26 protein-coding genes are annotated in these 24,093 nt (G+C 43.6%); 20 read left to right on the top strand and 6 right to left on the bottom strand.

Going from position 1 to position 24,093, the window contains the following annotated elements; translation table 11 throughout:
• From WBA23_RS16210 to WBA23_RS16185, 6 genes are all read left to right on the top strand, one after another.
• Window positions 1-625 (top strand): hypothetical protein (locus WBA23_RS16210; RefSeq protein ID WP_424583330.1); only part of this gene is annotated, 625 nt, incomplete at its 5' end.
• A 153-nt stretch (window positions 626-778) separates the two neighbouring features.
• Complete coding sequence (locus WBA23_RS16205; RefSeq protein ID WP_424583331.1) at window positions 779-1,114, top strand: PIN domain-containing protein; 336 nt, start codon at window positions 779-781, stop codon at window positions 1,112-1,114.
• 14 nt (window positions 1,115-1,128) lie between these two features.
• Window positions 1,129-1,317, top strand: a complete 189-nt coding sequence (locus tag WBA23_RS16200; protein ID WP_424583329.1) for a hypothetical protein — start codon at window positions 1,129-1,131, stop codon at window positions 1,315-1,317.
• Window positions 1,318-1,496: 179 nt separating this feature from the next.
• A complete protein-coding gene (gene htpG, locus WBA23_RS16195; RefSeq protein ID WP_424583328.1) occupies window positions 1,497-3,323 on the top strand; it encodes a molecular chaperone HtpG in 1,827 nt (608 codons plus the stop codon).
• A 256-nt stretch (window positions 3,324-3,579) separates the two neighbouring features.
• Window positions 3,580-6,369: a TonB-dependent receptor gene (locus WBA23_RS16190; RefSeq protein WP_424583327.1), complete on the top strand. Its 2,790-nt coding sequence runs from the start codon at window positions 3,580-3,582 to the stop codon at window positions 6,367-6,369.
• Window positions 6,370-6,376: 7 nt separating this feature from the next.
• Window positions 6,377-7,969 (top strand): hypothetical protein, encoded by a 1,593-nt coding sequence (locus tag WBA23_RS16185; protein WP_424583326.1) that lies wholly within the window; start codon window positions 6,377-6,379, stop codon window positions 7,967-7,969.
• Window positions 7,970-8,034: 65 nt separating this feature from the next.
• Here the strand turns inward: WBA23_RS16185 and WBA23_RS16180 are convergent, their stop codons facing one another.
• From WBA23_RS16180 to WBA23_RS16170, 3 genes are all read right to left on the bottom strand, one after another.
• Window positions 8,035-9,027, bottom strand: coding sequence for a YpdA family putative bacillithiol disulfide reductase (locus WBA23_RS16180; protein WP_424583325.1), 993 nt, complete (start codon window positions 9,025-9,027; stop codon window positions 8,035-8,037).
• Between the two features lie 133 nt (window positions 9,028-9,160).
• Window positions 9,161-10,030: an SDR family oxidoreductase gene (locus WBA23_RS16175; RefSeq protein ID WP_424583324.1), complete on the bottom strand. Its 870-nt coding sequence runs from the start codon at window positions 10,028-10,030 to the stop codon at window positions 9,161-9,163.
• Between the two features lie 203 nt (window positions 10,031-10,233).
• On the bottom strand, window positions 10,234-10,992 hold the full coding sequence (locus WBA23_RS16170; protein ID WP_424583323.1) for a hypothetical protein: 759 nt from the start codon (window positions 10,990-10,992) through the stop codon (window positions 10,234-10,236).
• A gap of 119 nt (window positions 10,993-11,111) precedes the next feature.
• Here WBA23_RS16170 and WBA23_RS16165 point away from each other — a divergent pair, with 119 nt between their 5' ends.
• Window positions 11,112-11,765: an HD domain-containing protein gene (locus WBA23_RS16165; protein WP_424583322.1), complete on the top strand. Its 654-nt coding sequence runs from the start codon at window positions 11,112-11,114 to the stop codon at window positions 11,763-11,765.
• A 118-nt stretch (window positions 11,766-11,883) separates the two neighbouring features.
• On the opposite strand, the gene WBA23_RS16160 is transcribed toward WBA23_RS16165, so the two are convergent.
• Window positions 11,884-12,411, bottom strand: coding sequence for a GNAT family N-acetyltransferase (locus WBA23_RS16160; protein WP_424583321.1), 528 nt, complete (start codon window positions 12,409-12,411; stop codon window positions 11,884-11,886).
• Window positions 12,412-12,526: 115 nt separating this feature from the next.
• Between WBA23_RS16160 and WBA23_RS16155 the strand changes: the two genes are divergently transcribed.
• The 12 genes from WBA23_RS16155 to mscL all read left to right on the top strand — a co-directional run bounded on the left by WBA23_RS16155 (window position 12,527) and on the right by mscL (window position 21,659).
• Complete coding sequence (locus WBA23_RS16155; protein ID WP_424583320.1) at window positions 12,527-12,703, top strand: hypothetical protein; 177 nt, start codon at window positions 12,527-12,529, stop codon at window positions 12,701-12,703.
• 31 nt (window positions 12,704-12,734) lie between these two features.
• On the top strand, window positions 12,735-12,917 hold the full coding sequence (locus WBA23_RS16150; RefSeq protein WP_424583319.1) for a hypothetical protein: 183 nt from the start codon (window positions 12,735-12,737) through the stop codon (window positions 12,915-12,917).
• Between the two features lie 1,080 nt (window positions 12,918-13,997).
• Window positions 13,998-14,645: a hypothetical protein gene (locus WBA23_RS16145; RefSeq protein ID WP_424583318.1), complete on the top strand. Its 648-nt coding sequence runs from the start codon at window positions 13,998-14,000 to the stop codon at window positions 14,643-14,645.
• A 138-nt stretch (window positions 14,646-14,783) separates the two neighbouring features.
• Window positions 14,784-14,966 (top strand): type II toxin-antitoxin system RelE/ParE family toxin, encoded by a 183-nt coding sequence (locus WBA23_RS16140; RefSeq protein ID WP_424583317.1) that lies wholly within the window; start codon window positions 14,784-14,786, stop codon window positions 14,964-14,966.
• Window positions 14,967-15,030: 64 nt separating this feature from the next.
• Entirely contained in the window at window positions 15,031-15,327 is a 297-nt protein-coding gene (locus WBA23_RS16135) for a HigA family addiction module antitoxin (RefSeq protein WP_424583316.1), read from the top strand.
• Between the two features lie 87 nt (window positions 15,328-15,414).
• The gene (locus tag WBA23_RS16130; protein ID WP_424583315.1) at window positions 15,415-17,130 is read left to right on the top strand and encodes a GMC oxidoreductase; all 1,716 of its coding nucleotides are present in this window, start codon (window positions 15,415-15,417) and stop codon (window positions 17,128-17,130) included.
• Between the two features lie 11 nt (window positions 17,131-17,141).
• A complete protein-coding gene (locus WBA23_RS16125; protein WP_424583314.1) occupies window positions 17,142-17,711 on the top strand; it encodes a hypothetical protein in 570 nt (189 codons plus the stop codon).
• Between the two features lie 442 nt (window positions 17,712-18,153).
• Window positions 18,154-18,564, top strand: coding sequence for a Rieske 2Fe-2S domain-containing protein (locus WBA23_RS16120; protein WP_424583313.1), 411 nt, complete (start codon window positions 18,154-18,156; stop codon window positions 18,562-18,564).
• A 164-nt stretch (window positions 18,565-18,728) separates the two neighbouring features.
• On the top strand, window positions 18,729-19,508 hold the full coding sequence (locus tag WBA23_RS16115; RefSeq protein WP_424583312.1) for a pentapeptide repeat-containing protein: 780 nt from the start codon (window positions 18,729-18,731) through the stop codon (window positions 19,506-19,508).
• Window positions 19,509-19,633: 125 nt separating this feature from the next.
• Entirely contained in the window at window positions 19,634-20,227 is a 594-nt protein-coding gene (locus tag WBA23_RS16110) for a TIGR00730 family Rossman fold protein (protein WP_424583311.1), read from the top strand.
• Window positions 20,228-20,316: 89 nt separating this feature from the next.
• On the top strand, window positions 20,317-21,123 hold the full coding sequence (locus WBA23_RS16105) for a ThuA domain-containing protein (protein WP_424583310.1): 807 nt from the start codon (window positions 20,317-20,319) through the stop codon (window positions 21,121-21,123).
• Between the two features lie 95 nt (window positions 21,124-21,218).
• Entirely contained in the window at window positions 21,219-21,659 is a 441-nt protein-coding gene (gene mscL / locus WBA23_RS16100) for a large-conductance mechanosensitive channel protein MscL (RefSeq protein WP_424583309.1), read from the top strand.
• Window positions 21,660-21,749: 90 nt separating this feature from the next.
• Here mscL and WBA23_RS16095 read toward each other — a convergent pair whose 3' ends face one another.
• Entirely contained in the window at window positions 21,750-22,022 is a 273-nt protein-coding gene (locus tag WBA23_RS16095) for a hypothetical protein (protein ID WP_424583308.1), read from the bottom strand.
• Entirely contained in the window at window positions 22,019-23,668 is a 1,650-nt protein-coding gene (pgi, locus tag WBA23_RS16090) for a glucose-6-phosphate isomerase (RefSeq protein ID WP_424583307.1), read from the bottom strand. The genes WBA23_RS16095 and pgi overlap by 4 nt, the downstream gene beginning before the upstream one ends.
• 55 nt (window positions 23,669-23,723) lie before the next feature.
• On the opposite strand from pgi, the gene WBA23_RS16085 reads away from it, so the two are divergent.
• A complete protein-coding gene (locus tag WBA23_RS16085; RefSeq protein WP_424583306.1) occupies window positions 23,724-24,080 on the top strand; it encodes a YraN family protein in 357 nt (118 codons plus the stop codon).
• Window positions 24,081-24,093: the final 13 nt, after the last annotated feature.

Here is a 24,093-nt window from a genome sequence, read left to right as displayed (position 1 = left end):
GATTGATCAACTTCGTGAAGGCGGGTTGATGCTGGTGGTGATTCAGAATCCAGGTGGAGGAGGTGACTCACTGTTCCTACTAGAAAAAAGAGGTAATCAACTTAATTCGCTAGAAGCCGAACCCTGTAGTTTTGTTTCAATGCAGGGAATAAGCGAGAACCCGGACATTTCCCCTATTGATAGATCAAGCTGGTCATCATGGGAAACACTTCGGACACAAAAAATTCGTCAAGTACCCTACTACTGGGGAGGAAAAGGGCTGTCGGATTTTATTTACCGTACCGAAGGAGTGCGCTCGTTCCTTGGCATTGTAGAACCCCGCTTTCGTCTGTTTGTCTTCTCTGAAGGAGAAGATAAGGGCGGATTTGGGCTGGTTGCTTCTGACCAACAGTCGGCAGTCATTGCCACATCAAGATCCATCACCGCTTACGGTCAACTTGATCTTACCGACCAAATGTTAGACCTAATCCGAGAATGGGTTACTCAAGGAATGCCTATTTCGGCCAACTTTCAGCTAGAAATACATCCAAGCAGCAAGACAGTTATACCTCAATCAGACCAATGGCTTGTCCGCCGAAGACACGCTCAATTCTTGTGGAAGCTTCCTACTTCTACGCCTGGATAGTATTCACGCAAAAAAATGGCTCAAACTGGAGAAAGGTATGCGCACAACACCATGCAGCCGCCAGCCGGGAATAAGAAGCCTGAAGGTTAGTTGAGCTAAGTTCGTATATTGATACGCGAAAGATCAAAGCCAACCAGTCCAGCCTGAGGCTGCATTGAACGTTATGTTTCAGAGATCACAATAGCTGAATTGACATTTGGTGCTTATAAAAGCAGCCGTTTCAAAGAACATATATTAGAAGTAAAGAAAATGGAGTTCTTGTTTGAAGTAATTCCAATATACAGTAGCATCAGTAAATACGGAGAAGAAAGGGCAAAGCTTCAGAAAGCAGGATCGTTAATTCCAGATTTTGACCTATTAATAGGGGCAACAGCGGTAGCAAATGACCTGATAATGGTGACGAATAATGAGAAGCATTTGTTAAGAATATCAGGAATAGTAATAGAGAATTGGACTAAAAAAGAGTTCAATAGTCATTTACATAAGTAAGGCTATTGCCCCCTTTGCATTCAGCATTCTACAAAAATCGATCTGCCTATCTGTACGCTACGCTGGATGCCAACTATTTCTACAGCAATGATGGTCAAACGCTCGCTCCCGGAAATCTAAGTCGCTCCTTTAGTGAAGTAGGTGACCGCCAAACTCACGAGTTGTGGCCGGGGTTAGCCGTAGGACTAAAAGTTGCTCTGTAGAATTGAGCAAACCAAGAAACACTCTACCCAAGTGTTCAAAGTTATTCACGAACACCTGAACACTATAACACATTAACACCATACTGCTCTCTGACAAAGTGTCACGTTTTTGCCCATTGGAATGCATTTTGGGATGAATGTCAACAAAGTATCCGTATACCTAAAAAATTTAACATAACATGGTAGAAGAAAAAGGAACCATCTCGATCAATACCGAGAATATTTTTCCAATCATTAAGAAATTCCTGTATTCTGATCACGAAATCTTTCTGCGAGAATTGGTGTCTAATGCCGTTGATGCTACCCAGAAAATTAAGCGGCTAGCGGCCATTGGCGAATACAAAGAAGAACTCGGCGATCTGAAGATAAAAATCACGATCAACGAAGAGCTAAAAACCCTCACCGTTAGCGATAGCGGCATCGGGATGACTGATGAAGAGGTAAAGAAATATATCAATCAAATTGCCTTCTCAGGAGCTACTGAGTTTGTGGAGAAATACAAAGACAAAGGTGAAGAGAACCAGATTATCGGAAACTTTGGTCTAGGTTTTTACTCCTCATTCATGGTAGCCGACAAAGTAGACCTAATTACCAAATCGCACCAAGAAGGCAGAGAAGCCGTACAGTGGACCTGCGACGGAAGCACCGAATTTGAAATAACTTCGGCCGTTAAAAAAACCCGTGGAACCGACGTGGTGCTTCACCTGAACGAAGATTCTCAGGAATTTTTAGAGAAAGCCCGGGTGCAGGGAATTCTGGATAAGTACTGTAAATTCCTACCAGTAGAAGTTGAGTTCGACGAGAAAGTAGTTAACAATCCGAACCCAATCTGGACGAAGTCACCTTCTGACCTGAAGGATGAAGATTACTTAGCTTTCTACAAAGAACTCTACCCCTTCTCCGAAGATCCGCTGTTTTGGATTCACCTGAACGTAGACTATCCATTTAACTTAACTGGTGTTCTCTACTTCCCTAAAATTAAGAATGACCTGGAGATGAATCGTAACAAGATTCAGCTTTACTCCCGTCAAGTATTCATTACCGACGAGGTAAAAGACGTAGTGCCGGAGTTCTTAATGCTACTGCACGGAATTATTGATTCACCGGATATTCCGCTGAACGTATCGCGAAGCTACTTGCAGTCGGACAGTAACGTGAAGAAGATTAATGCGCACATTACTAAAAAGGTAGCCGACAAGCTTAGCGAACTCTTCAAAAAAGACCGTAAGGCATACGAAGAGAAATTTGACAACATTGGCCTGTTTGTAAAGTACGGAATGATTTCCGAAGACAAGTTTTACGAAAAAGCCCTGAAGTTTGCGCTATTTAAAAATACCGAAGGTGAGTACGCTACTTTTGATGAGTACCGAGAAAAGGTGGCTCCTAACCAGACTGATAAAGATGGAAACTTAGTGTATCTGTACACCAGTGACGCGGGTAAACAAGATACCTTCATTCAATCGGCTAGAAAACGATCTTACGATGTGCTTGAGCTCAATGGCCCCATTGATAGCCACTTTATCAATATGCTGGAGCAGAAGTTAGAAAAAACCAGTCTAAAGCGAGTAGATGCCGATATTGCCGATAAGTTGGTAGAGAAAGACGAGAAGATGGAAAGCGTACTTTCTGATAAAGAGAAGGATACGGTGAAGGCTGTTTACGAACAGGTACTAAATAATAAAAGCATGACCGTTTCGGTAGAATCACTTTCGCCCGATGAGTTACCGGTAACCATTACGCTACCTGAGTTTATGCGTCGTATGAAAGATATGGCGGCCAGCGGTGGCGGAGGTTTTGCCATGATGGGCCAAATGCCCGATCAGTACAGCGTAGCCGTGAATGCGAACCATGCGCTTACTAAAAAGATTTTGGAGGAGACGGATGAAAGCGCAAAAGATCAATTAGCTAAACAAGCAGTAGATTTAGCGAAACTATCGCAGAATATGTTAACCGGTGCTGATCTGACCAACTTTATTCAACGCTCAGTAGACATGACGGCTCAGTAGTCACTCTTACATATAATCTTAAGCCTGTTCATCATTTGAACAGGCTTTTTTTTGCTCTTATGGAAACTTTCTATTGCTAGCAAAACAATTATCCGATAATTCGTCTTTTGCAACCGTTAAATAATCTACATCGATAATTCGTATAAATTTTCTTATGCATGCATACTAAATCTAAAAAGTTTCTATATTTGATATATTTTTAATACGAAGAGATTTTTACCATTTATTTTGGTAAGTTTTTAAATAATCTTCTAATATGAGACGACATCTACACAATACGAATGCTTTTATATTTGCACTCATGATCTTGAGCGCATCAGCGTTTGCTCAATCTACAACAGTCGGCGGAAAAGTACTTGATGCTGGCACAGACGAACCATTAATTGGGGTAAATATTCTAGTCAAGGGCAAAGTAATAGGAACTGTCACCGATACTGATGGAGCATTTTCCCTTACTGTTAATGATGCCCCGCCCTTCACGCTAGTAGTTTCTAGCGTAGGGTACGGAGCGCAGGAGATTGAAGTTACCCAAACGGTTGATAACTTATCTATTGCGCTAAATGAACAGACACTATTAGGGCAAGAGGTAGTTGTATCTGCTTCCCGAGTGGAGGAATCTATTCTGGAATCTCCGGTTTCTATTGAGAAGATGGATATTCGGGATGTGCAATCTGCCGCTGCGCCTAGCTTCTACGATCAGATTGCGAACTTAAAAGGCATTGACGTAAGCGCGCAGGGGCTGATTATAAAAACAGTGAATGTCCGGGGTTTTGGAGCAAATGGTAACACCCGCACAGTTCAGTTGATCGATGGCATCGATAACCAAGCCCCCGGCCTAAATTTTCCGGTAGGCAACGTAGTAGGTATTCCTGAGTTAGACTTAGAAAGTGTGGAGTTACTTCCGGGTGCCGCCTCCGCGCTGTACGGACCCAATGCCATCAACGGTATCATTCTAATGCAGAGTAAAAGCCCGTTTGAATACCAAGGGCTAAGTGCCACTGCGAAAGTAGGTATTAACCATGTAGATGGGGAAGACGACGACCCATCGCCGTACTACAACTTTGGTCTGCGCTACGCGAAAGCCTTTAATAACAAATTTGCCTTTAAATTTAATGCTGAGTACATCCGCGCGGCGGATTTTCGCGGAGTAGACTATCGCGATCAGAGTGGCATTGTGGAGCGCAGCGATGAAAATATTGATCCGGACAACCGAGCGAATCGGCGAACCTACGACGGAGTAAATGTTTACGGTGACCCACTTCTAAATGTAGGAGTACTGGGGCAAGGGTCTGGTGCTGAAGCTTTATTGCCGCTGGATGAAAGCGGAAACTTTACCCCTACTGGCTACACCGAAGCAGAATTTGTTGGCAACACCACCGAAAGCTTAAAGTTAGGGGGTGCGCTGCATTACCGCATCAATGACGAACTGGAAGCACTAGTTCAGTTTAACCACGGTTCGGGTAGTACTGTATACACGGCTAATGACCGCTTTGTGCTGGATGGCCTATCTATCTGGACCGCTAAAGCTGAGCTACGAGGTAGTAACTTATTTCTACGGGGCTACCGCACGCAAGAAAATTCCGGCGATAGTTACGCCGCTAATACGCTAGCCTCATTGATCAACGTACAAACTACTATTCCGGCTTACGTACAGACGTTCGCTGGATCACGGTTGTTTGGTGCTTCAGTAGAAGAAGCCCACGGAGCTGCTCGGTCAGTTAGCGATGGTATCCGAGCTGATAATTTAACTAATGGAACCTACCAGCAGCTATACGATTCTCTTCGGGAAGTACCTATCTCAGAAGGAGGAGCTAAGTTTCTGGATGAAACCAGTCTAACCCACTTTGAGGGGATGTACAGCTTTGGCGATCAGATTGATTTTGCCGAGGTAGTAGTAGGAGCCAATTACCGGCGCTACGATCTATCATCCGGCGGAACTCTGTTTGCCCTGCAAGACGACGGTGAAGAGTTTGATATTAACGAATGGGGAGCCTATGTGCAACTTTCTAGGTCGCTGGCTGATGATAAACTTGACCTAAGCGGTTCGGTGCGCTACGATAAGAATGAGTATTTTGAAGGGCAGTTTTCCCCTCGTTTATCCGGGGTGTTTAAAGTAGCCAAAGGCCATAACGTACGAGCATCTTTCCAACGAGGTTTCCGGATTCCTACCACCCAAGATCAGTTTATTGACCTGGACGTAGTGACTCGCCGACTGATTGGCAGCAACCCGGTTTTGGTAGATCGCTACAACTTTGAGAGTAATCAGGTTTACACTTCCTTAAGTGTGCAAGAGGCCCAAGCTAACTTTGCCACTTCGGGCGATTTAGCTGCTTCGGTTGCATTACTAGACCCAGTAGAGTTTGACGACTTTAAAACTGAGAAAGTAAACACCTATGAAATAGGCTACAAAGGACTGCTTAATAACAGGTTGCTCATTGATGCTTACTATTACTACAGCTCTTACCGCGACTTTATTGCAGAGATTGACTTTTCCCAAACGGTCACTAACAACGATGGGCTACCTTATGCGGGCGAGGCTAACCCGGAAGGAATTGTGCAGCAAGCAGTTCCCACCCAACGCTTTGGTTTCGACATCAATACTGACGGTACAGTAGATGCTCACGGCTTTGCGGTAGGGTTAGATTATTCGCTAGATAAAGGATACACCCTAGGTGGTAATGTCGCTTTCAATCAGCTGTTAGACCAAGACGATCTGATTCGGCAAGGATTTCGGGCGGCGTATAATACCCCCGAGTGGCGTTACAACATCCGGTTTGCTAACCGAAAGCTAACCGATAACTTCGGATTTAACTTGGTCTGGCGTTGGCAAGAAGCCTTTTTGTGGGAGTCATCATTCGGACAGGGTATAATTCCGGCTTTTCAAACGCTAGATGCCCAGGTAAGCTACAAGCTGCCTTCATTAAAGTCTATCGTAAAAATTGGTGGTTCTAACGTGCTAAACGAACGCTATACCACCTCCTTTGGCAACCCCCGTATGGGCGCTATCTACTATATCGCTATTACTTTTGATGAATTTTTAAACTAAGAAACTGATGAAGAATCATCGTATACTACCCATTTTCCTGGCTGCATTATTAGGTTTTTCAGCCTGCGATACGGAAGACGAATTAATTGAAGAACGCTTAACAAACAATCCTGATCCTACTGTAAAACTGCGTGGTAATCCGGGTTCGGTAGACTTTAGTAAGTACGTAGCGGTAGGCAATTCTATTACTGCCGGACTGATGGATGCTGCATTGTACACCAAGGGGCAGCAAAACTCCTTTCCCAATATTCTGGCTCAGCAATTTCAGATTGAAGGCGTGGGTGGAGGTTTATTCAATCAGCCCGATATTAACTCTGATGATGGCTTTAATATTTCTCTTAACGAGATTCCCCCTCGGGCGGGTGCACCTATTTTCGGTCGATTTAAGCTTGATTTGAGCATTCCTGGCCCAGTACCTACTAATGGAGAACTATTTGGTCCCTATTCAGGTGATATTAGTCAACTCAATAACTTCGGCATTCCCGGTATGCGCGTTATTGATGCAGTTACTCCGGGATATAGCGTATTTAATCCGTTCTTTACTCGCATTGCAGCCTCCTCAGCCACCTCGCTTATTCAGCAGGCCGCCGCAGCGCAAGGTTCATTTTTCACTATCTGGTTGGGTAATAATGATGTGTTGGCCTGGGCCAATTCGGGCGGTTCAGCTCCCGATGGAGAAATTGATCCATTGGCTCAACTCACCAATCCTAGCACGTTAACCAATATTGAGAACTTCACTGCGGCTTATACGGGAGCCATTAATGCAATGCTTTCGGTTCCTAATGCTCAGGGAGTGGCTATCAATATCCCCCCAATTACATTACTACCTTTTTATCGAGCAGTCCCCTACAATCCTATTGCTTTAGATCAAGCCAATGCTGATGCGTTGAATGCGGGCTACCAAGGTTACAACAGCGGGTTAGATGCCGCTGTTATGCAACAGGTGATTACTTCTGAAGAAGCCGCTCAAAGGAAAATAACGCTTACTGCCGGAGCGGGAAATCCTATTGTGATTGTGGATGAAGATTTGAGCGAGGTAACGATCATTGTGAATACTAATGGTGATACGTCCACTCTTCCCAAGCTACGTCAGTCTACTCCCAACGACCTATTGCTCTTTCCAATCGCTACCCGCTTAGGACAGGATCTCGGTAATGGGATCTACGGTTTGCAAGACCCGGCTACTGATGAATTTGTGCTAACGCTAAATGAGCAGATTACCGTAAATACCCGGTTGGCTACCTTCAATGCTATTATTGCCAATATTATAGCTGGTACAGAAGGGCGAATAGCCCTGCTAGATATTAATCCGGTGTTTGCCAATATAGCCGGATTAACTTCTGAACAAGCTGCCCAACTTGGCATGAGTGCCGAAGCTCAAGCCGCGGCTGATGGTCAAATCGGACTGATACTGGAAGGGGTAAATTATCAACCAGACTTTTCTCCTAACGGTATTATCTCTACTGATGGAATTCATCCCAACCCTAAAGGGCACGCCATTGTAGCCAATGAAATAATTCGGGTAATCAATGAGAGCTTCGGTGCGAGTATTCCTGCAGTGAATTTGTCACCCTTCAGTACGGTAGAGGTTGCACCTTAATGATAATGTTCAAGTTTAATTACTTCTACATTAACACTTAAATACCTAAACACACTAACACACTGTTAAGCATTAGAAGCTACTCGCTCAGATAGTTTTTGTTTGATGTCTTGCATGATGGGTTGAGCGTGGAGCTTACCGTTCTCAATAAATATTTTCTTGGTTTCTTCACCCCCAATAACCGAACCGCCCATGTAGATTCCCGGAATGTTACTTTCAAAAGTATCTGAATTGATTTCGGGAATTAGCATTTCCCCGTTCAGGCGAACGCCTACTTTCCGTAAAAACTTAGCATCGGGATGATAACCAATCATCAGGAAAACAAAATCTGCCGAAAGCGATTGAGTTTCTCCCGTTTGGAGATTCTTAATCTTCACCTCTTCTTGCGTGATTTCGGTAACCTCACTGTTAAAGTATGATTGTACTTCACCCTTTTTAAGTCTATTTTCTAAGTCAGGAACAATCCAGTATTTAGCGGTTTTGTCAATTCCATCAAAGATGTGAACCAGGGTTACGTTTACTCCATTGCGGTATAAATCCAGTGCGGTCTCTACTGCTGAGTTAGCACCACCTACCACTACTGCATTCGTACCGGTGTATCGGTATGGCTCATCGTAGTAGTGAATTACGTGTGACAAGTTTTCTCCCGGTACACCTAGCTCCCGCGGAATATCGTAGTAGCCAATTGCTAACACTACTTTCTTCGTCCAATAAGTTCCTTGGTTCGTTTGAAGAACAAATAATCCATCACTTTGCTCAATATCTTTTACCTCGGTGAAAATATGAACGTTAAGATTGAAATGATCTACTACCTTACGATAGTACTTTAGTGCTTCTACCCGGCTTGGACGTAAATTTAAAGAAGTAAAGGGAACGTCGCCAATAGCAATATTATCGGCACTAGAAAAGAAACTCATATCTACCGGATAGCGCCGGATTGATTCAGTAATGCTTCCTTTATCCAGCACGGCGTAGGTGAGCCCCTGACGTTGAGCTTCAATACCACAAGATAATCCACAGGGTCCCGCCCCTACGATGAGCACATCGTATATTTTCATAAATTCAAACAGTTTAAGTAGGAGAATGAGTGAATGATAACTAATACTTTATTCCTCTACTCACTCTATCATTCATTTTGCAAAGGTATAACAATACCACTTACGAAGCTGTTCAACAGAATGTTTATCTAAGCTAGGGGGTAGCCATTTGTTGGGTCAAAAATTGAATATTCAGCAGCGCTTCACTTATCTCCCACAAACGCTTAGCATTGTAGCTACTAGAAGCTTCCTTGTTAGGACTTACTGCTTTCTTCTCACTGAAATACCGACCAGTAGCCGTAAACCCTTCCTCACTGGTTGCTAAGTAGATACTGGTTTCTGCTCCTTTTTCTTCGCTAATCATAAACGGACGAGCTAGCTGCATAGCAATGCCGAAAAAACTAGACACTCCACCACCAAAGTTACTAGCTACCGCGCCAGGATGTAACGCGTTACTTACCACGTGGGACGGTAGCCGTTGGCTTAGCTCGCGGGTAAATAAAATGTTACATAGCTTAGATGAGCAATAGGCCTTTAGTCCATTGTACTTGCGCTTTTCGTATTGCAAATCGGTGAGATCAAAGCTGGCAAAACGGTGCGCTTCTGAAGATACATTAATAATATTACCTCGGTCAGTTGCTAATACCTTATTCAGTAGCAGTTGAGTGAGCAAAAAAGGAGCTAGATGATTGACCCCAAAGGTCATCTCAAAGCCATCGTCGGTGGTTGATCGGGTATTGTTAGTAATGAGTCCGGCGTTATTAACCAGCATATCAACTTTTGGATAATTTTCATTGATACGTTCGGCTGCAGAGTGGATTTGCTGCGTAGATGCTAGATCAACTAACACAATATCTACCCGACTATGACCACACACCCGCAGAATATCCTCCTTCGCCCGCTCCGCTTTTTCTTCATTGCGGCAAAGCATCACTACCTGAGCTCCTCGCTTAGCTAATTCCCGAGCGGTTACTTTTCCAATGCCAGAGTTAGCTCCGGTAACTACACAAATCTTATCTTTCATAGCAACTGTTTACTGTTCTGTACCAGAAAAACAAACCTTTTGTTTGGTAAGTGCAGTACAATTCTGCAAATTTTAACAAAAAAAAAGGCGGTAATCCCGCCCTGTAGTAATCTTACTACGTTTGTTTATTAATGTAAGTGAAAGTTCAAATTTTTGAGCTGAGCGTGTGTACTCTCAACGCAAAACATAAGAATTCAAAACTTTCAAAACGTCCAATGCCGGTTCCAATTATGGCAACTGAACCGGTGCTTCTGCTCTTCAAAGTTATCTCGCAGGGTAGAATAAAACCCCCACCCTACTAAAAAGGTAAATACCGAAGCAATAGTAAATGCATTAACCATCGATTCGGCTAGGAAGCCAAACAGCAGCATCGTTACTAGAAACGTGATAATTGTCCAGTAGACCGTCATATTCGTTAAGTTTCGGTGTCGCCACGACTGAATGTAGCGCAACGGATGCAGATCATCTCCCCATTGATGTACTAACTTGTAGTGGTGCTGATCAATTTGGTACAATAGTAAAGGATCAATAACTGGACGTTGGCGCTTCTCTAAATCGAATGTTTCTGCTGGTGCTACAACATAAAAATCATACTCCAAATCTTCTTCAGTCAACGCCTGTTCTTTCTGAAACCGATTCAGCTTGGTGCCAAACTCCGGATCAATTGGTCCGCGGTACAGGCGGCTAGATAACATCCGCATTCGGTAATCCACACAAATTCGCTTAACATCATCTACATGATATACCTCACCATCAAACTGTTTGTTTAGTAACCATTGTTGCAGCCACTGTTGCTTAGGATCATGAATTTGGTGTAAGCTTCGCTTCAATCCTAGTTGCCGAATGGCTCGTTCTTCTTGCATTCCCTGCTCTTGCAGCAGTACCTGGGCTTCCCGGGCGGGGTCGTTAATTACTCCCTGCCGTTTCTGATCTTCTCTGATGAGTGCGTCGTGTAAATTCATGGCAAAAAATTAAAGGGGATAATTGTTATCTATCTAATCAATTTAATAAAAACGTTGAAGAATATCGCATTTCTTAACAAAAATGTTCGGAGCTTTGAAAGGGTAACCTACCGGCAAGTATGAATCACACGAACCTTATTCAAAAAACGGTTGACTTTGTTCAATCTACGCTGGCGGATGCCGAAGCGGGCCACGACTGGTGGCATACGTATCGGGTATGGCAAAATGCCCAGCAAATTGCCCAATCTGAAGCAGCCGACCTACTGGTAGTAGAATTGGGTGCGCTGCTGCACGATATTGCCGATGCTAAATTTCACGAAGGCGATGAAGCAATAGGGCCACGTACTGCTCAACAATTCCTTGAGAAGCAACGGGCCAACGCTATAACCATAGAGCACGTGGTTAATATTGTCCGGCATATTTCTTTTAAAGGCGGAAACTTCCAGCAAGCCTTTCGCTCGCCGGAACTGGCGGTAGTGCAAGATGCTGATCGCCTGGACGCTTTGGGAGCTATTGGCATTGCGCGTACTTTTCACTACGGAGGCTTTCGCAACCGTCCGCTATACGATCCCGAAGTACCACCTATCCTAAACATGAGTAAGGAAGAATACAAACACAGCCAAGCTCCCACAATCAACCACTTCTACGAAAAACTGCTACTACTGAAAGACCGAATGAATACTGAAACCGGCAAGCAACTTGCCGAAGAACGCCATCGGTTTATGGAGCAATTCTTATCCCAGTTTTACCGAGAGTGGAAATCTGAAGGGTAAAGAGGTATAAGGTGAAGGATAGAAAGGTTGAAGGTTTCAAGTTATTTTACTTGTAACTCGATTGCCTTTAACCCTATACCTCGTACCCTCGTACCCTCCTACCATCAACCCCATATCGCTAAGTAGGTAGTATCGCGGAAAGGTCGGGCCAGATAATGCGTAATACTGAGGCCATACCCCCACCCGGATTTTCTACAGTAGCTTTTTCGGCCACTGTGCCCCCTACTCGCTGGTAGAAAGTACGGGCTTCGGTATTTTCTTCAAACACCCACAAGTACAGACCAGAAGTAGCATCACGTTGATGAACCCATTGGGCTGAGAGCTGCGTTAGCCGCCGACCAATGCCCTGCCCTTGCCGGTGGGGTAAAACGTGTAAATTATCCAGTAGAGCACCGTAGCGGGTATCGTCTTCTGCGTAAGTACAAGCAAATCCACAAACTTCATTATTATCTACTGCTACTAAAATGTACTGAGAGTCTTGGGAGTTGCGGAAACGCTTTTGCCATACTTGCAGTCTATCAGCCGCAATATTTTGCTTCAGGTAAGCATCACGGAGTATGCCCTGGTAGTGTTTTTGCCAGCTTATGGTATGCAAGCGAGCAATCGTTTCAGCCTCATCAGGATAGGCAATTCGGTAAGTAATCATTGAGTAAAAATATGCGCTTAGAAATTATTCTCAAATATTGTTTCTTATTTCCAAACCTTATATATTAGCTTTCGTATATGATAGCAATACTATTAAATAATAAATTTTAGCTATCATGTCATTACATTTCAGAAATTCAAATACAATACTACAGAACCAAGAAGAAAAACCTCAAAACGCCTCGCCAGCCTCCGGTTCATTACGCTACCGTCAGGCGAGTCGGTTAGCCGATATGTCGGTAGGGCGAATACGTCGGTGGGGGATGCCGTTCCGACGACCGTTTTCACTCTGACATTCTATTTATAAACCAAAATGCATAGCCTATGAAACCGAGCATGTTAGCCTACACCAAGCTTATTCTAGAGAAAGTGAGCTTTAACCGAGAGTTATACGATCGGGAATACCGTAAGGCACTTACCCGGCTTTCGCCTAACGAAGCACATTTGCTTAAACAATGGATTTACCAACATAGACAACAAATGGTGCCCGTAGCTGTGGCTCAATGATATTGTACAATAAATAGTTACGTTAATACTTTTGCTTACTAGGCTGACCAGTGTGCTTTTGGCACGCTGGTCTTTTATTTTATAGCTACCTTTGTTTTTAACACTCATCTTTTTATCGTGTTACTGCGCTCTAAATAATTTTAACCCCTTTTTACATTGCTAACAACTGCTTCAGCAGCTCAAATATCATGTTTGTAAGCTAGCCGTCAATCTTTTTTGATTAATATTGTGGGTTAGGTTTTTCTAACGCTACTCTACTATACCTGTGGATTTCGTCCGCAATCATAGCAGCTATTCGTCTGGCTTTTCCTTAATTAAGACTTTATATAATGAAGGCGAAAGCAAATTGATAACTGCTACGCTAATAAGCTAGTGGTACAACTGTTACCCTTCTCTTAACGAACGCCGACACCACGTAAAAGGAAATGCATGAGCTATTTCTATCTTACTGCTCACTTAAGAGTGGTTATATTTTTGCTTTCAAACTAAAAGTTATGTTACTCTTTCTCTGCTGTGGTAAATTACAATTGCTTTTTTGAGCTATATAATCACAAATTAGACTTATTCTATCTTGCTCAATTAGAAAAGTGAACGAATAGGGGGCTATAGAAATATAAACCTCTGACTGTATTATCAAAAGCAATTATTGGGTGGTAGGCGCATAACTGAAAAGGACAATGAGGGGTAGCAGAATAATTTTTTACTAATCGGGAGTGATATTGTAGCCCTTCTGAGACATTCCCCACTAACTGGGAGTAGTATTGTAAGCCCAATTCGTTATTTCTCAATAACGGGGAAGAGCATTGTAGCCCTTCTGAATAGCTCCTCAACGCTCGGGAAGTACTTTGCGCCCTCCCTTTGTTCTTCCTGTCAACGTAGTTATCCAATTGTAGTGCTACCAAATGATTGCTTACGCAAGAACTCTCTTCTGGATTAGTTTATTTTAGCATCTCACGGGATTTTTCGGTCTATTTAGAATAAATAGTACTTGCAATAGATTTGAAGGTAAAACCGAAGATGCTCCTGGTAAGCTTGTATCATTTTTGTGTAACTCTATTGAGATATACGCAATTATCAAGTATGGTGAAGATTAAAGAGACATATTTTTTGAATCAGGTAGATGTAGCAGTAGATAATGCGCTAAATACCCCAGAAATTCTTACTCAACTAGCCGTATACGGTTACGATGAAAAGAAGATCAAGCAAGGCCGAACTATGCGCATGGCATTGGATGAATTGATGATGCAGCAAGAAGATGCTCATTTAGCAGCTAAGGATGCTACTCGGGTACTAAATGAGGCTCGCCAGCAGGTGGATACTTTGTTTAGCACTCATCTGTCTATTGCCCGAATTGCCTTCCGAGATGATGTCACTTTTTGGAATGCTTTGAAGCTAGGGCAAGCCCGAGAGCGTAATTTGCCCGATTGGCTCACGCAAGTACAGCGTTTCTACACTCGTATTGCAGTAGTAGCCAAGCAGATGGAGAAATATAACGTTCCTCAGAAAGAACTGATCGAGACCCGCAAGTTAATCGCTCAGATTGGTGGTTTGCAACGTCTTCAGAAAAAAGCCAAAGGACAAGCCCAAGTAGCTACTCAAGATAAAAATAATGCTATTAATGATCTAGAGCTTTGGATGCGTCGTTTTATGCGAATTGCTCGAGTAGCCCTCGATGAAAACCCCCAACAACTGGAAATGCTTGGTGTGGTGGTACAATCAACCAAGTAGTATCTGCATTACTTCTGAAACTTTTGCTAAAATGATCATCAACTTTAGATCAAAAGCTTTAGAACGCCTCTTTAAAAGAAGGATGTCTTAAAAGCATAACCCTCGCAGGTTGGGAAACTACTGAGAATATTATCGCATTTGACTATTGCCAGATCGTTAGAAGATTTGAATTATCCTGGTTCTAGTTTACATGCACTGAAGGGACGCTTAAAGAGCCACTATGCAGTCACTGTAAGCGGTAACTGGCGAGTTACCTTTCGGATAAATGCCGAAGAAGTTTATGACGTAGACTACTTGGATTACCATCAGATCTATAAGTAGTTTACATCTCTATTTGTAGATGGTTAATCGCGCAAAAGTGTAATTGAAAGAAAGTTTATTGCGTATGATCATGTTTAATCCGCCCCACCCAGGTGAAATACTTCGCGAAGATTATATGAACCCGTTAAAGCTAACTATCAATGGTCTAGCGGAGGCATTGGGTGTATCTCAGCAGATTATTTCAGAGATTGTTAATGAACGCAAAGGTATTAGTTCGGAAATGCCCATCTGCTTAAGTAAGGCCTTTTCTACCAGTCCTCAATTGTGGATAGGGATGCAAGCTGAATATGATTTATGGCAGGCCTCACAAAAAACAATCAATCACGTAATTCCTACGCTCTACCGTGAACAAGCTTCGTAAATGCAAATCAGTTCGTAAGACTACTATTACCCTCTTTTTCGAGAATCTATAAAGCAAATTCTAGCTATTTGCTTAAATTAGCCAGCTATGGCTAACTTAAATATCACCGCTCAAGATCAAAACACTTACGATGCGATTGTTATTGGCTCTGGTATTAGCGGAGGTTGGGCCGCTAAAGAACTTTGTGACAAAGGATTGAAAACATTGGTACTGGAACGAGGTCGGGAAGTAAAGCACTTACAAGACTACCCAACGGCTAACAAACGCCCGTGGGAGATGCCGTACAAAGGGCGAATGCCTGAATCGGCAGAAGAAGCTAATCCGATTGTCAATCGTTGCTACGCTTACGATCAGTACACTAAACACTTTTTTGTAGAAGACAACGAACACCCCTACGTTCAAGAAAAGCCATTTGACTGGATACGAGGCTACCAAACCGGGGGTAAATCACTCATTTGGGCTAGGCAAACTCAACGCTGGAGCGATTACGAGTTTGAGGCTCCGGCTCGGGATGGCTTCGCCGTGGATTGGCCCATCCGACACAAAGATTTAGCTCCCTGGTATTCCTACGTAGAAAAGTTCGTCGGCATTAGCGGTAACCGCGACGGTATTAAGAACCTGCCCGACAGTGAGGTATTGCCCCCATTTGAATTGAACTGTTTGGAAAAACATATTCAGCAAAGAGTAAAAGAAAATTACGATGACCGTCAGGTAATTATTGGCCGCTGCGCTCATCTGACAGAACCGCAGGAGATTCACTTACAGCAGGGGCGCGGACAATGTCAAGCGCGACACTATTGTTACCGGGGTTGCCCTTACGGGGGCTACTTTAGCTCCAACTCCTCTACCCTACCCTGGGCCGCTAAAACAGGTAATATGACGTTACGGCCTCATTCCGTAGTACATTCCATCATCTACGATGAGCAGTCGGATAAAGCAACGGGAGTGCGAGTGATTGATACCGAAACGAAAGAAAGTATCGAGTACTTTGCCCAGATTATTTTTGTCAATGCTGCCGCGCTAAACACTAATCTACTACTACTTAATTCTACTTCATCGCGTTTTCCTAATGGGCTAGGGAATGACAATGATTTGATGGGTCGCTACGTGGCATTTCATAATTATCGAGGCAGTATGTTAGCCTCATTCGATGGCTTTGAAGATCAGTACTACTACGGACGGCGGCCTACGACGGCGTTTATGCCTTCATTCCGTAATGTGTTCCAGCAAGACACTGATTTTCTGCGGGGATATATGGTAGCCTTTAGTGCCGCTCGCCAAGGCTGGCAGCGGAATATGATTCAACAGGGCTTCGGTACTGATTGGAAAGCCGGATTGAGTGAACCGGGCCCGTGGCAAGTATATATGATGATGCAGGGAGAAACCGTACCGCAGTACGAGAATCACGTCCGCCTGAGCGATACGGCTACAGACACCTGGGGCATTCCGCAACTAGTGGTGTCGGTTGATTATACTGAAAATGATGAGTTAGTGCTAAAAGATTTTCTTCAACAGGGAAGCGAAATACTAGAAAAATCGGGTTGTACCAACATTCGCACCATGGATAGTGGACAAGCTCCCGGACTGGATATTCACGAGATGGGCGGTGTCCGTATGGGCCATGACCCCAAGACCTCGCTACTTAATGAGTGGAATCAACTGCACGCCTGTAAGAACGTATTTGTTACCGACGGTGCCTGTATGACTTCGGTAGGTAACCAAAACCCTTCCCTTACCTTTATGGCCCTCACGGCTCGAGCAGTCGATCACGCGACAAAAGAAATGAATCGGCAGAATTTATGACATAAAACGATTTGGACTACTCAATTTTACTAGCAGTACTATCAAGTTCATTGCTCGCAGCAGGTTTGACTGGGTTCATTAACTGGCGTCTCCAACACGAAAGTTATAAAAGAGAATACTATAAAAAATTATTAGACAAAAGAATCAAAGCCTACGAAGCTATTGAAAATATAGTAGAAAGGCTTAATGGACAAGTACACATAAATGATGGGCGTCTCTGCCCTCAAATTTGCGCATCTGGACAAGATTATTTTGCTCGTTTTCTAGCTATGCTTTTTTCATCAATCGAGTATTCAACTTGGCTAAATGATAAAACAGGAAGGAAATTGACAGAATTCAATATATTTCTGTTACAGAACATTGACCACAAAATAGATGAAAACAATAACTACGACGAACAACTAGTAGAAATCGGGGCACAGCAAGTAGAAGGAATAAGGGGTTTTCGCGAGGAATTGAAAATCTTATTGTATCAGGATCTCCGTACGCTACACCATGTAAAGAGGTTTATTAAAGATAAGAAACCGAGCCGACCCATCTTGCGATTAAATCTTAAGTCACCTCATATGAAAAAGCAATAAGAAATTAGGCATACTATCAAATATATTTGAAGTATGCTTACCATATATCTTTGTAATGACCAGTGTTAAATGTATATGCTACTAAAGAGAGATATTACTAGGTTTATTTGGGTCTCTTATGCTTTTAGATATTCTTACCCTTATTCTTTTATTACCTGATTCTAGCCAATTTGTAGTTGATGTGAACTATGAATTAAGATAAAGCTTAATCCGCTTATGGAGGGAAAGCTTGCTGTTTGAGCGAAGCGAGTTTCAAGGTTTCCTAGATTTTTGTCTACTTTTCATCGATGGAAAAGTAGAAGCCCGCCCGGCTTAAGGGCGGAGCATTGAAAATAAAATACTTATACCTTGCCATTGATGGGCTATAATTCATAGTTCACGTTAGTTAACGTCACATTTACGTTATTATCCATTAATAGACTATCGCACAATTCTCGCTACTATGAAAAAGAGAACGTTCTTAAAATCAGCCAGTTCGCTAACTGTCCTCTCAATTCTGGGTATCAGCCTGGAAAGTTGTAGCGAAGAGGAACCGGCTCCTGATGATAATAGTAATACCTTTACCATTGATCTGAATGAGTCAGAGTTTGCTGCTTTACAAAACGATGGCGGATGGGTGCTCCATCCTAACCAAGATTATTTATTCGTTAATGTAGGCGGAAGCATACAAGCCTTTAGTAGCCGTTGCACCCACCAAGGATGCACCCGAAATTGGACGTTTAACACCAATGCTACCTGTAGCTGCCACGCATCGGTCTTTGATGTGAACGGTGATGTGATATCCGGCCCGGCGCAGAGTTCACTTACTTCAGTGAGCGTAATTCGCGAAGGTGATACGCTCACCATTGGTTAGTATTTCACCAGCCCAGCCGTTCGCTTCCGAACACTAGTGACCGCTTCCGAACAATATGTCGTGCGTAAATCGCTGCTACAAACCTCTCAGAGATATTTTTAGTCTTGGCATACTGATTGAATCTCTTTTAGTACAACCTTGTATTACTCAAACTCTTTTATACTATGCGACTATTTTGCTTACCTATCGTTTTGTTCGCTTTCACTATTTTGGCAACGGTCAGTGTTGCTCAGCAGCGCGTTGATGCTGATGAAGTTATTCGCCAGATTAATCAGGGGCAGGCTGTCTCCTACGAGAACGTTGAAATCTCCGGCGACTTAGATTTAACCAACTTGAACAATCGCGGACGTACTAATTCTTCTAAAGGATGGTTTGGTTTCGGTGACAGTGATACCTACGAGAGTATAGTAGAAGCATCTATTAGCTTTATTAACTGTACATTTCTAGGAGATGTAATCGCCTATTACCACGATGATCGGGAGGACGAAACATTCATCGCCCACTTTGAGGATGATGCAGTGTTTCGGAAATGTACCTTCCGCGAAGGTAGCGAGTTTAAGTACTCTGAATTCTCCGAAGAGGCTGATTTTTCTGGCTCAGTCTTCGAAGAAGAAGCTAACTTTAAATACGCTGAGTTTTCTGAGGCCCCTTCTTTCGCCCAATCGGTATTTAGTGATGAAGCTAACTTTAAGTACGCCGAATTTCCGGAAGAGACTAATTTTACGGCAGTAGTGTTTGATAATGAAGCCAATTTTAAATACGCCGAATTCCCGCGCGGGGCTTCTTTTGAAGAAGCGGTTTTCAACGATCTGGCTAACTTCAAGTACGCAAAATTTCGCACCCCACTCAATATGAAAGATGTATCCTTCAGTGGCGATGAAGATTTTAAATATACGAAAGTAGATGGGCGCAGCTTTACTTCTTATCTGCTGAACAATCGTTAACCTTTTCTTACAACAACTATTAACCCTCGCTTTAGCGTAGTCTTCACTGGCTGCGCTTTTTTATTTTAGGGGTGGCCCAATTTCACTTTGAATAATTTGTATTTTGCCGCCTAGATTCTTTGACTATGGCGGACATTAAACGTGTATGCGTGTACTGCGCTTCTAGCGCAAAAATTGATCAAAAGTACTTCGAGGCTACTGAGCGGTTAGGTAAGCAGCTAGTAGAAAGTAACGTAGAGGTGGTTTACGGAGGTGGAGCAGTTGGCTTAATGGGGAAGCTAGCCGATACAGTACTGGAGCAAGGCGGAGAGATCATCGGTATTATGCCCCAGTTTATGCGCGATGTGGAGCTACACCATAAAAAAGTAGCCCGCTTTCACTTCGTAGGTGATATGCACGAGCGCAAAAAACGTTTTTTAGACGGAGTGGATGGCCTAATTGCTCTGCCCGGAGGTTGCGGTACTTTAGAAGAACTCATGGAGGTGCTAACGCTTAAACGCCTGGGACTATTTACCAAGCCTATTGTCATTCTAAATACCGATGGCTTCTACAATCCGATAGAAACGATGCTGGAACGCTGCATTGACGAGAACTTTATGGCTCAAGAGCACCGCAACATGTGGGTATTTGTTCACGAACCAGAAGAAATACTGGATGCTTTACGGAATGCACCTGCCTGGAGTAAAGATGCTATTCAGTTCGCTACCTTTAAATCGTAAGGGGTGGAAGGTGAACGGTAGAAGGCAGAATGCATAGACAAAATTCTTACCTATAACCTTAGTCCTTCCACCAGCTACCGTATAAAATTATGTGCTACGCTAAAAACCTATTGTTATCTGTCTCTCTGTTCCTCGCTTGTGGTTCAATAGCCTTGGCTCAGAAGGTATTGGTGGTACAGGATGAAATGCCGCAAATAGAAGTACTAAGTCGGTTTTTAGAAACAACAGGCAAATTACAAGTTGACATTGTGGATCAGGCCAACCTGCCGGAGTCTATGGTGGACTATCAGGCGGTGATCGGCTTTATCCACGGAAAGCTGGAAGTAACTACCGAACGAACTATTATTAACTATACCGAAGCGGGAGGCAAATACGTTTGTTTGCATCACTCCATCAGCAGTGGTAAGGCTCGCAACGAGTTCTACTTCGATTTTTTAGGTATTCGGCTGGATCACCCTGAGTTCTCACGGCATCCGGTGCAACCGGGTGAAGGCTACGGATGGTACCACGATGGTGAGAATGGCATCACTTTGATTCTAGTCAATCTCAATCAGCACCACTACATCACTAATCATGATATTGAGTGGGGGCCGACGGTGAGTTACGTATCTTCTGACGGGCCCGCTGCCGAAGGCGATTTTCCTAGTATTTCTTTACCGAAAACGGAGGTATACCTGAACCATAAGTTTACCGACGGACGGGAAAAGACTGTGCTCTGCGGACTGAAGTACTACGACCCGCGCAACGGTGAATTGTTTATGCAAGACCGCGCAGTTTGGCTAAAACCCTACGGCAAGGGACACATCGTCTACATCCTTCCCGGTGAAACTCCTGCCGACTATGAGAACCCCAACATTGCTCAGATGATTTTGAACACCATTGTTTGGGAACCCTGAATAACTACATTGGCAGCACCAGACTTTATTGCTACTTTCTAAACAATTCAGGCTATTCTACGATTTGATGGTTATTTAATAACTATCCAACCTTCATGAAAAACTTTGTTCAGGATTTTAAAGAGTTCGCCGTAAAAGGTAATGTAGTCGATTTGGCCATCGGTATCATCATTGGGGCTTCATTCAATAAGATTGTCTCTACGCTGGTAGAGAAAGTAATCATGCCCCCATTTGGGCTCTTGTTCGGCGATACCGACTTTAGTCAGTACAAGTGGATTATTCGTTCGCGGGAAGTCGGCTCCAACGGTGACGTGATTCAGGAGCAGGTAGCAATTGGCTACGGGTCCTTAGTACAGGTTAGCTTTGACTTTCTCATCGTTGCTTTGTCTATTTTTGTAGTAGTCCGTCTGATCAATTCATTAAAGCGCAAGGCCGAAGACGAAAATGAGAAGAGTGTACCTACTCCCAAAGACATTCAACTACTAGCTGAGATTCGTGATTTACTGAAAAAACAAGCTCCACCAGAACTGAAGTAACTACTCTCTAATATGATCTTTTAGTTCTTCCCGTAGAGCGTAAAACGTTTTGAGTTTGCTTTTCAGCACAAAAGCCTCCAGCGATTTATCTTAGCGAGGCCGTACTGAGGTGGGTGGATCAAAATTATCTGAAATTACTTCAACAGATAGTTTATCTCCTTCCTGTAAATCTTGCTTCACCCAATTCATGTGCTGATTCGTCTCAGAGTTTAATCCACCAACACGAAGACCCAGTTTTTCTATATTATCTCTTTCTCTGCGAATAGATACAACATGGCAAGTCAAAACAGAGAACACTTCCTCAAATCCAGCTCGACACAGATGTTCGCCGTTCAATTTAATTTCAAATCCGTAGATGTTCATCGCATGCTTTTAAACGCATTGATCAGACCATTGGTAGAAGCATCGTGGGATGTAACGGTGCTGTCGCCTTCCAATTCGGGAAGAATTTTCTTAGCAAGTTGCTTTCCTAACTCAACGCCCCACTGATCAAAGGAGAAGATGTTCCAGATAACTCCCTGTACGAATATTTTGTGTTCGTACATCGCAATCAGTGCACCCAGCGTATGGGGAGTGAGCTTTTCAAATAAAATAGAATTGGTAGGCCTATTTCCCTGAAAAGTTTTGAATGGGGCCAGTTTCTTAATTTCCTCTTCGGACTTGCCTTGCTCGCGTAATTCCTCCGATGCTTCTTCTTCGGTCTTACCCATCATCAAGGCTTCGGTCTGAGCGAAAAAGTTAGCCAACAGCTTAGCGTGGTGGTCGCCAATCGGGTTCTGACTTTGGGCCGGAGCAAGAAAATCGCCCGGAATTAGTTTGGTTCCCTGATGAATCAATTGATAGAAAGCGTGCTGACCATTCGTTCCTGGCTCCCCCCAAATAACCGGGCCAGTCTGGTAGCCTACCGGATCACCGTCACGATCCACGTACTTCCCGTTGCTTTCCATATTCCCCTGCTGAAAGTATGCCGCAAAGCGGTGCATATACTGATCGTAGGGTAAAATTGCTTCGGTTTCGGCTTCAAAGAAGTTATTGTACCAGATGCCAATTAAGGCTAACGTTATCGGAATATTCTTCTCCGGAACCGTGTTGCGGAAATGCTGATCCATGGCGTGCCCCCCAGCAAGTAGCGCTTCAAAGTTTTCAAAGCCGATGGAGCAGGCGATGGTAAGGCCGATGGCTGACCACAGCGAATACCGTCCACCGACCCAATCCCAAAAGCCGAACATGTTCTCCGGGTCAATCCCAAACTTCTCTACCTCTTCCCGATTGGTAGACAGGGCTACAAAGTGTTCCTTCACTGCGTCCTCATCGTTAGCTTGCTTCAAAAACCAATCTTTAGCCGTGTTGGCGTTGGTCATGGTTTCTTGCGTGGTAAAAGTTTTGGAGGCAATTACGAAGAGCGTAGTCTCGGGATTAAGTGGTTTTAATGTTTCGCTAATATGTGTGCCGTCTACATTAGAAACGTAGTGAACGTGAATGTGCTCCTTCTGGTAAGGCTTTAATGCTTCAGTCACCATCACTGGACCTAAATCAGAGCCACCAATTCCAATATTCACAATATCGCGAATGGGTTTGCCCCGAAAGCCTTTCCATTCGCCACTGATAATTTTCTCCGAGAAGGCTTTCATCCTTCCTAAAACCTCGTTCACCTCAGGCATCACATCTTCGCCATCAACGTGGATAGGATCGTTAGAACGGTTACGTAATGCTACGTGTAGCACCGCCCGGTCTTCGGTCTGGTTGATCGCTTTCCCACTAAACATTGCCTGAATAGCATCCGGCAGCTTACATTCTTCGGCTAAATCGAGCAGCAGTTTGTGGGTTTCTTCGGTAATGCGATTCTTGGAAAAGTCGAGGAGGATGTCTTCGAACTTGAGCGAAAATCGGGAAAAGCGCTGCGGGTCATCCTGAAAAAGCGTACGCATGTGCGTATCTTTCATCTGGCGAAAGTGCTCGTTTAGCTTTGACCAAGCGTTGGTAGTGGTGGGATTTATGGTGGGTAGCATAGTGTTCTTATTTTAGAATTGAACCTACTAAATTTGTGAGTATATTAAAAAGCGAATGACGAAAACTTCTCAACAACAAACTGGTCAACAAGGTGAAAACATAGCACTCGATTATCTTAACAAGAAGGGTTTGGTTTTAGCTGAGCGGAACTTTCGCTACCGCCGGGCTGAGGTTGACCTGATTGTGCAGCAAGATAAGCTACTGGTATTCGTAGAAGTAAAAACCCGCCGCGATACCAGCTTTGGCTTCCCCGAAACCTTCGTCAGTCCCGAACAAGCTCAACTGATTGTAGCTGCTGCCGATCACTACGTACGGGAAAATAACCGGAATGGAATGATCCGTTTTGATATCGTTGCGATTACATTAGTGCCTGATTTGAAGATTGAGCACTTTGAGGATGCTTTTTATTAATACCCCTCGCAAT

Origin of the sequence: Tunicatimonas sp. (genome assembly GCF_049647865.1) — a bacterium.
Taxonomy (GTDB): Bacteria; Bacteroidota; Bacteroidia; order Cytophagales; family Cyclobacteriaceae; genus Tunicatimonas.
The sequence above is the reverse complement of the archived record's forward strand: the minus strand, read 5'-3'. Positions and strand labels throughout refer to the sequence as shown.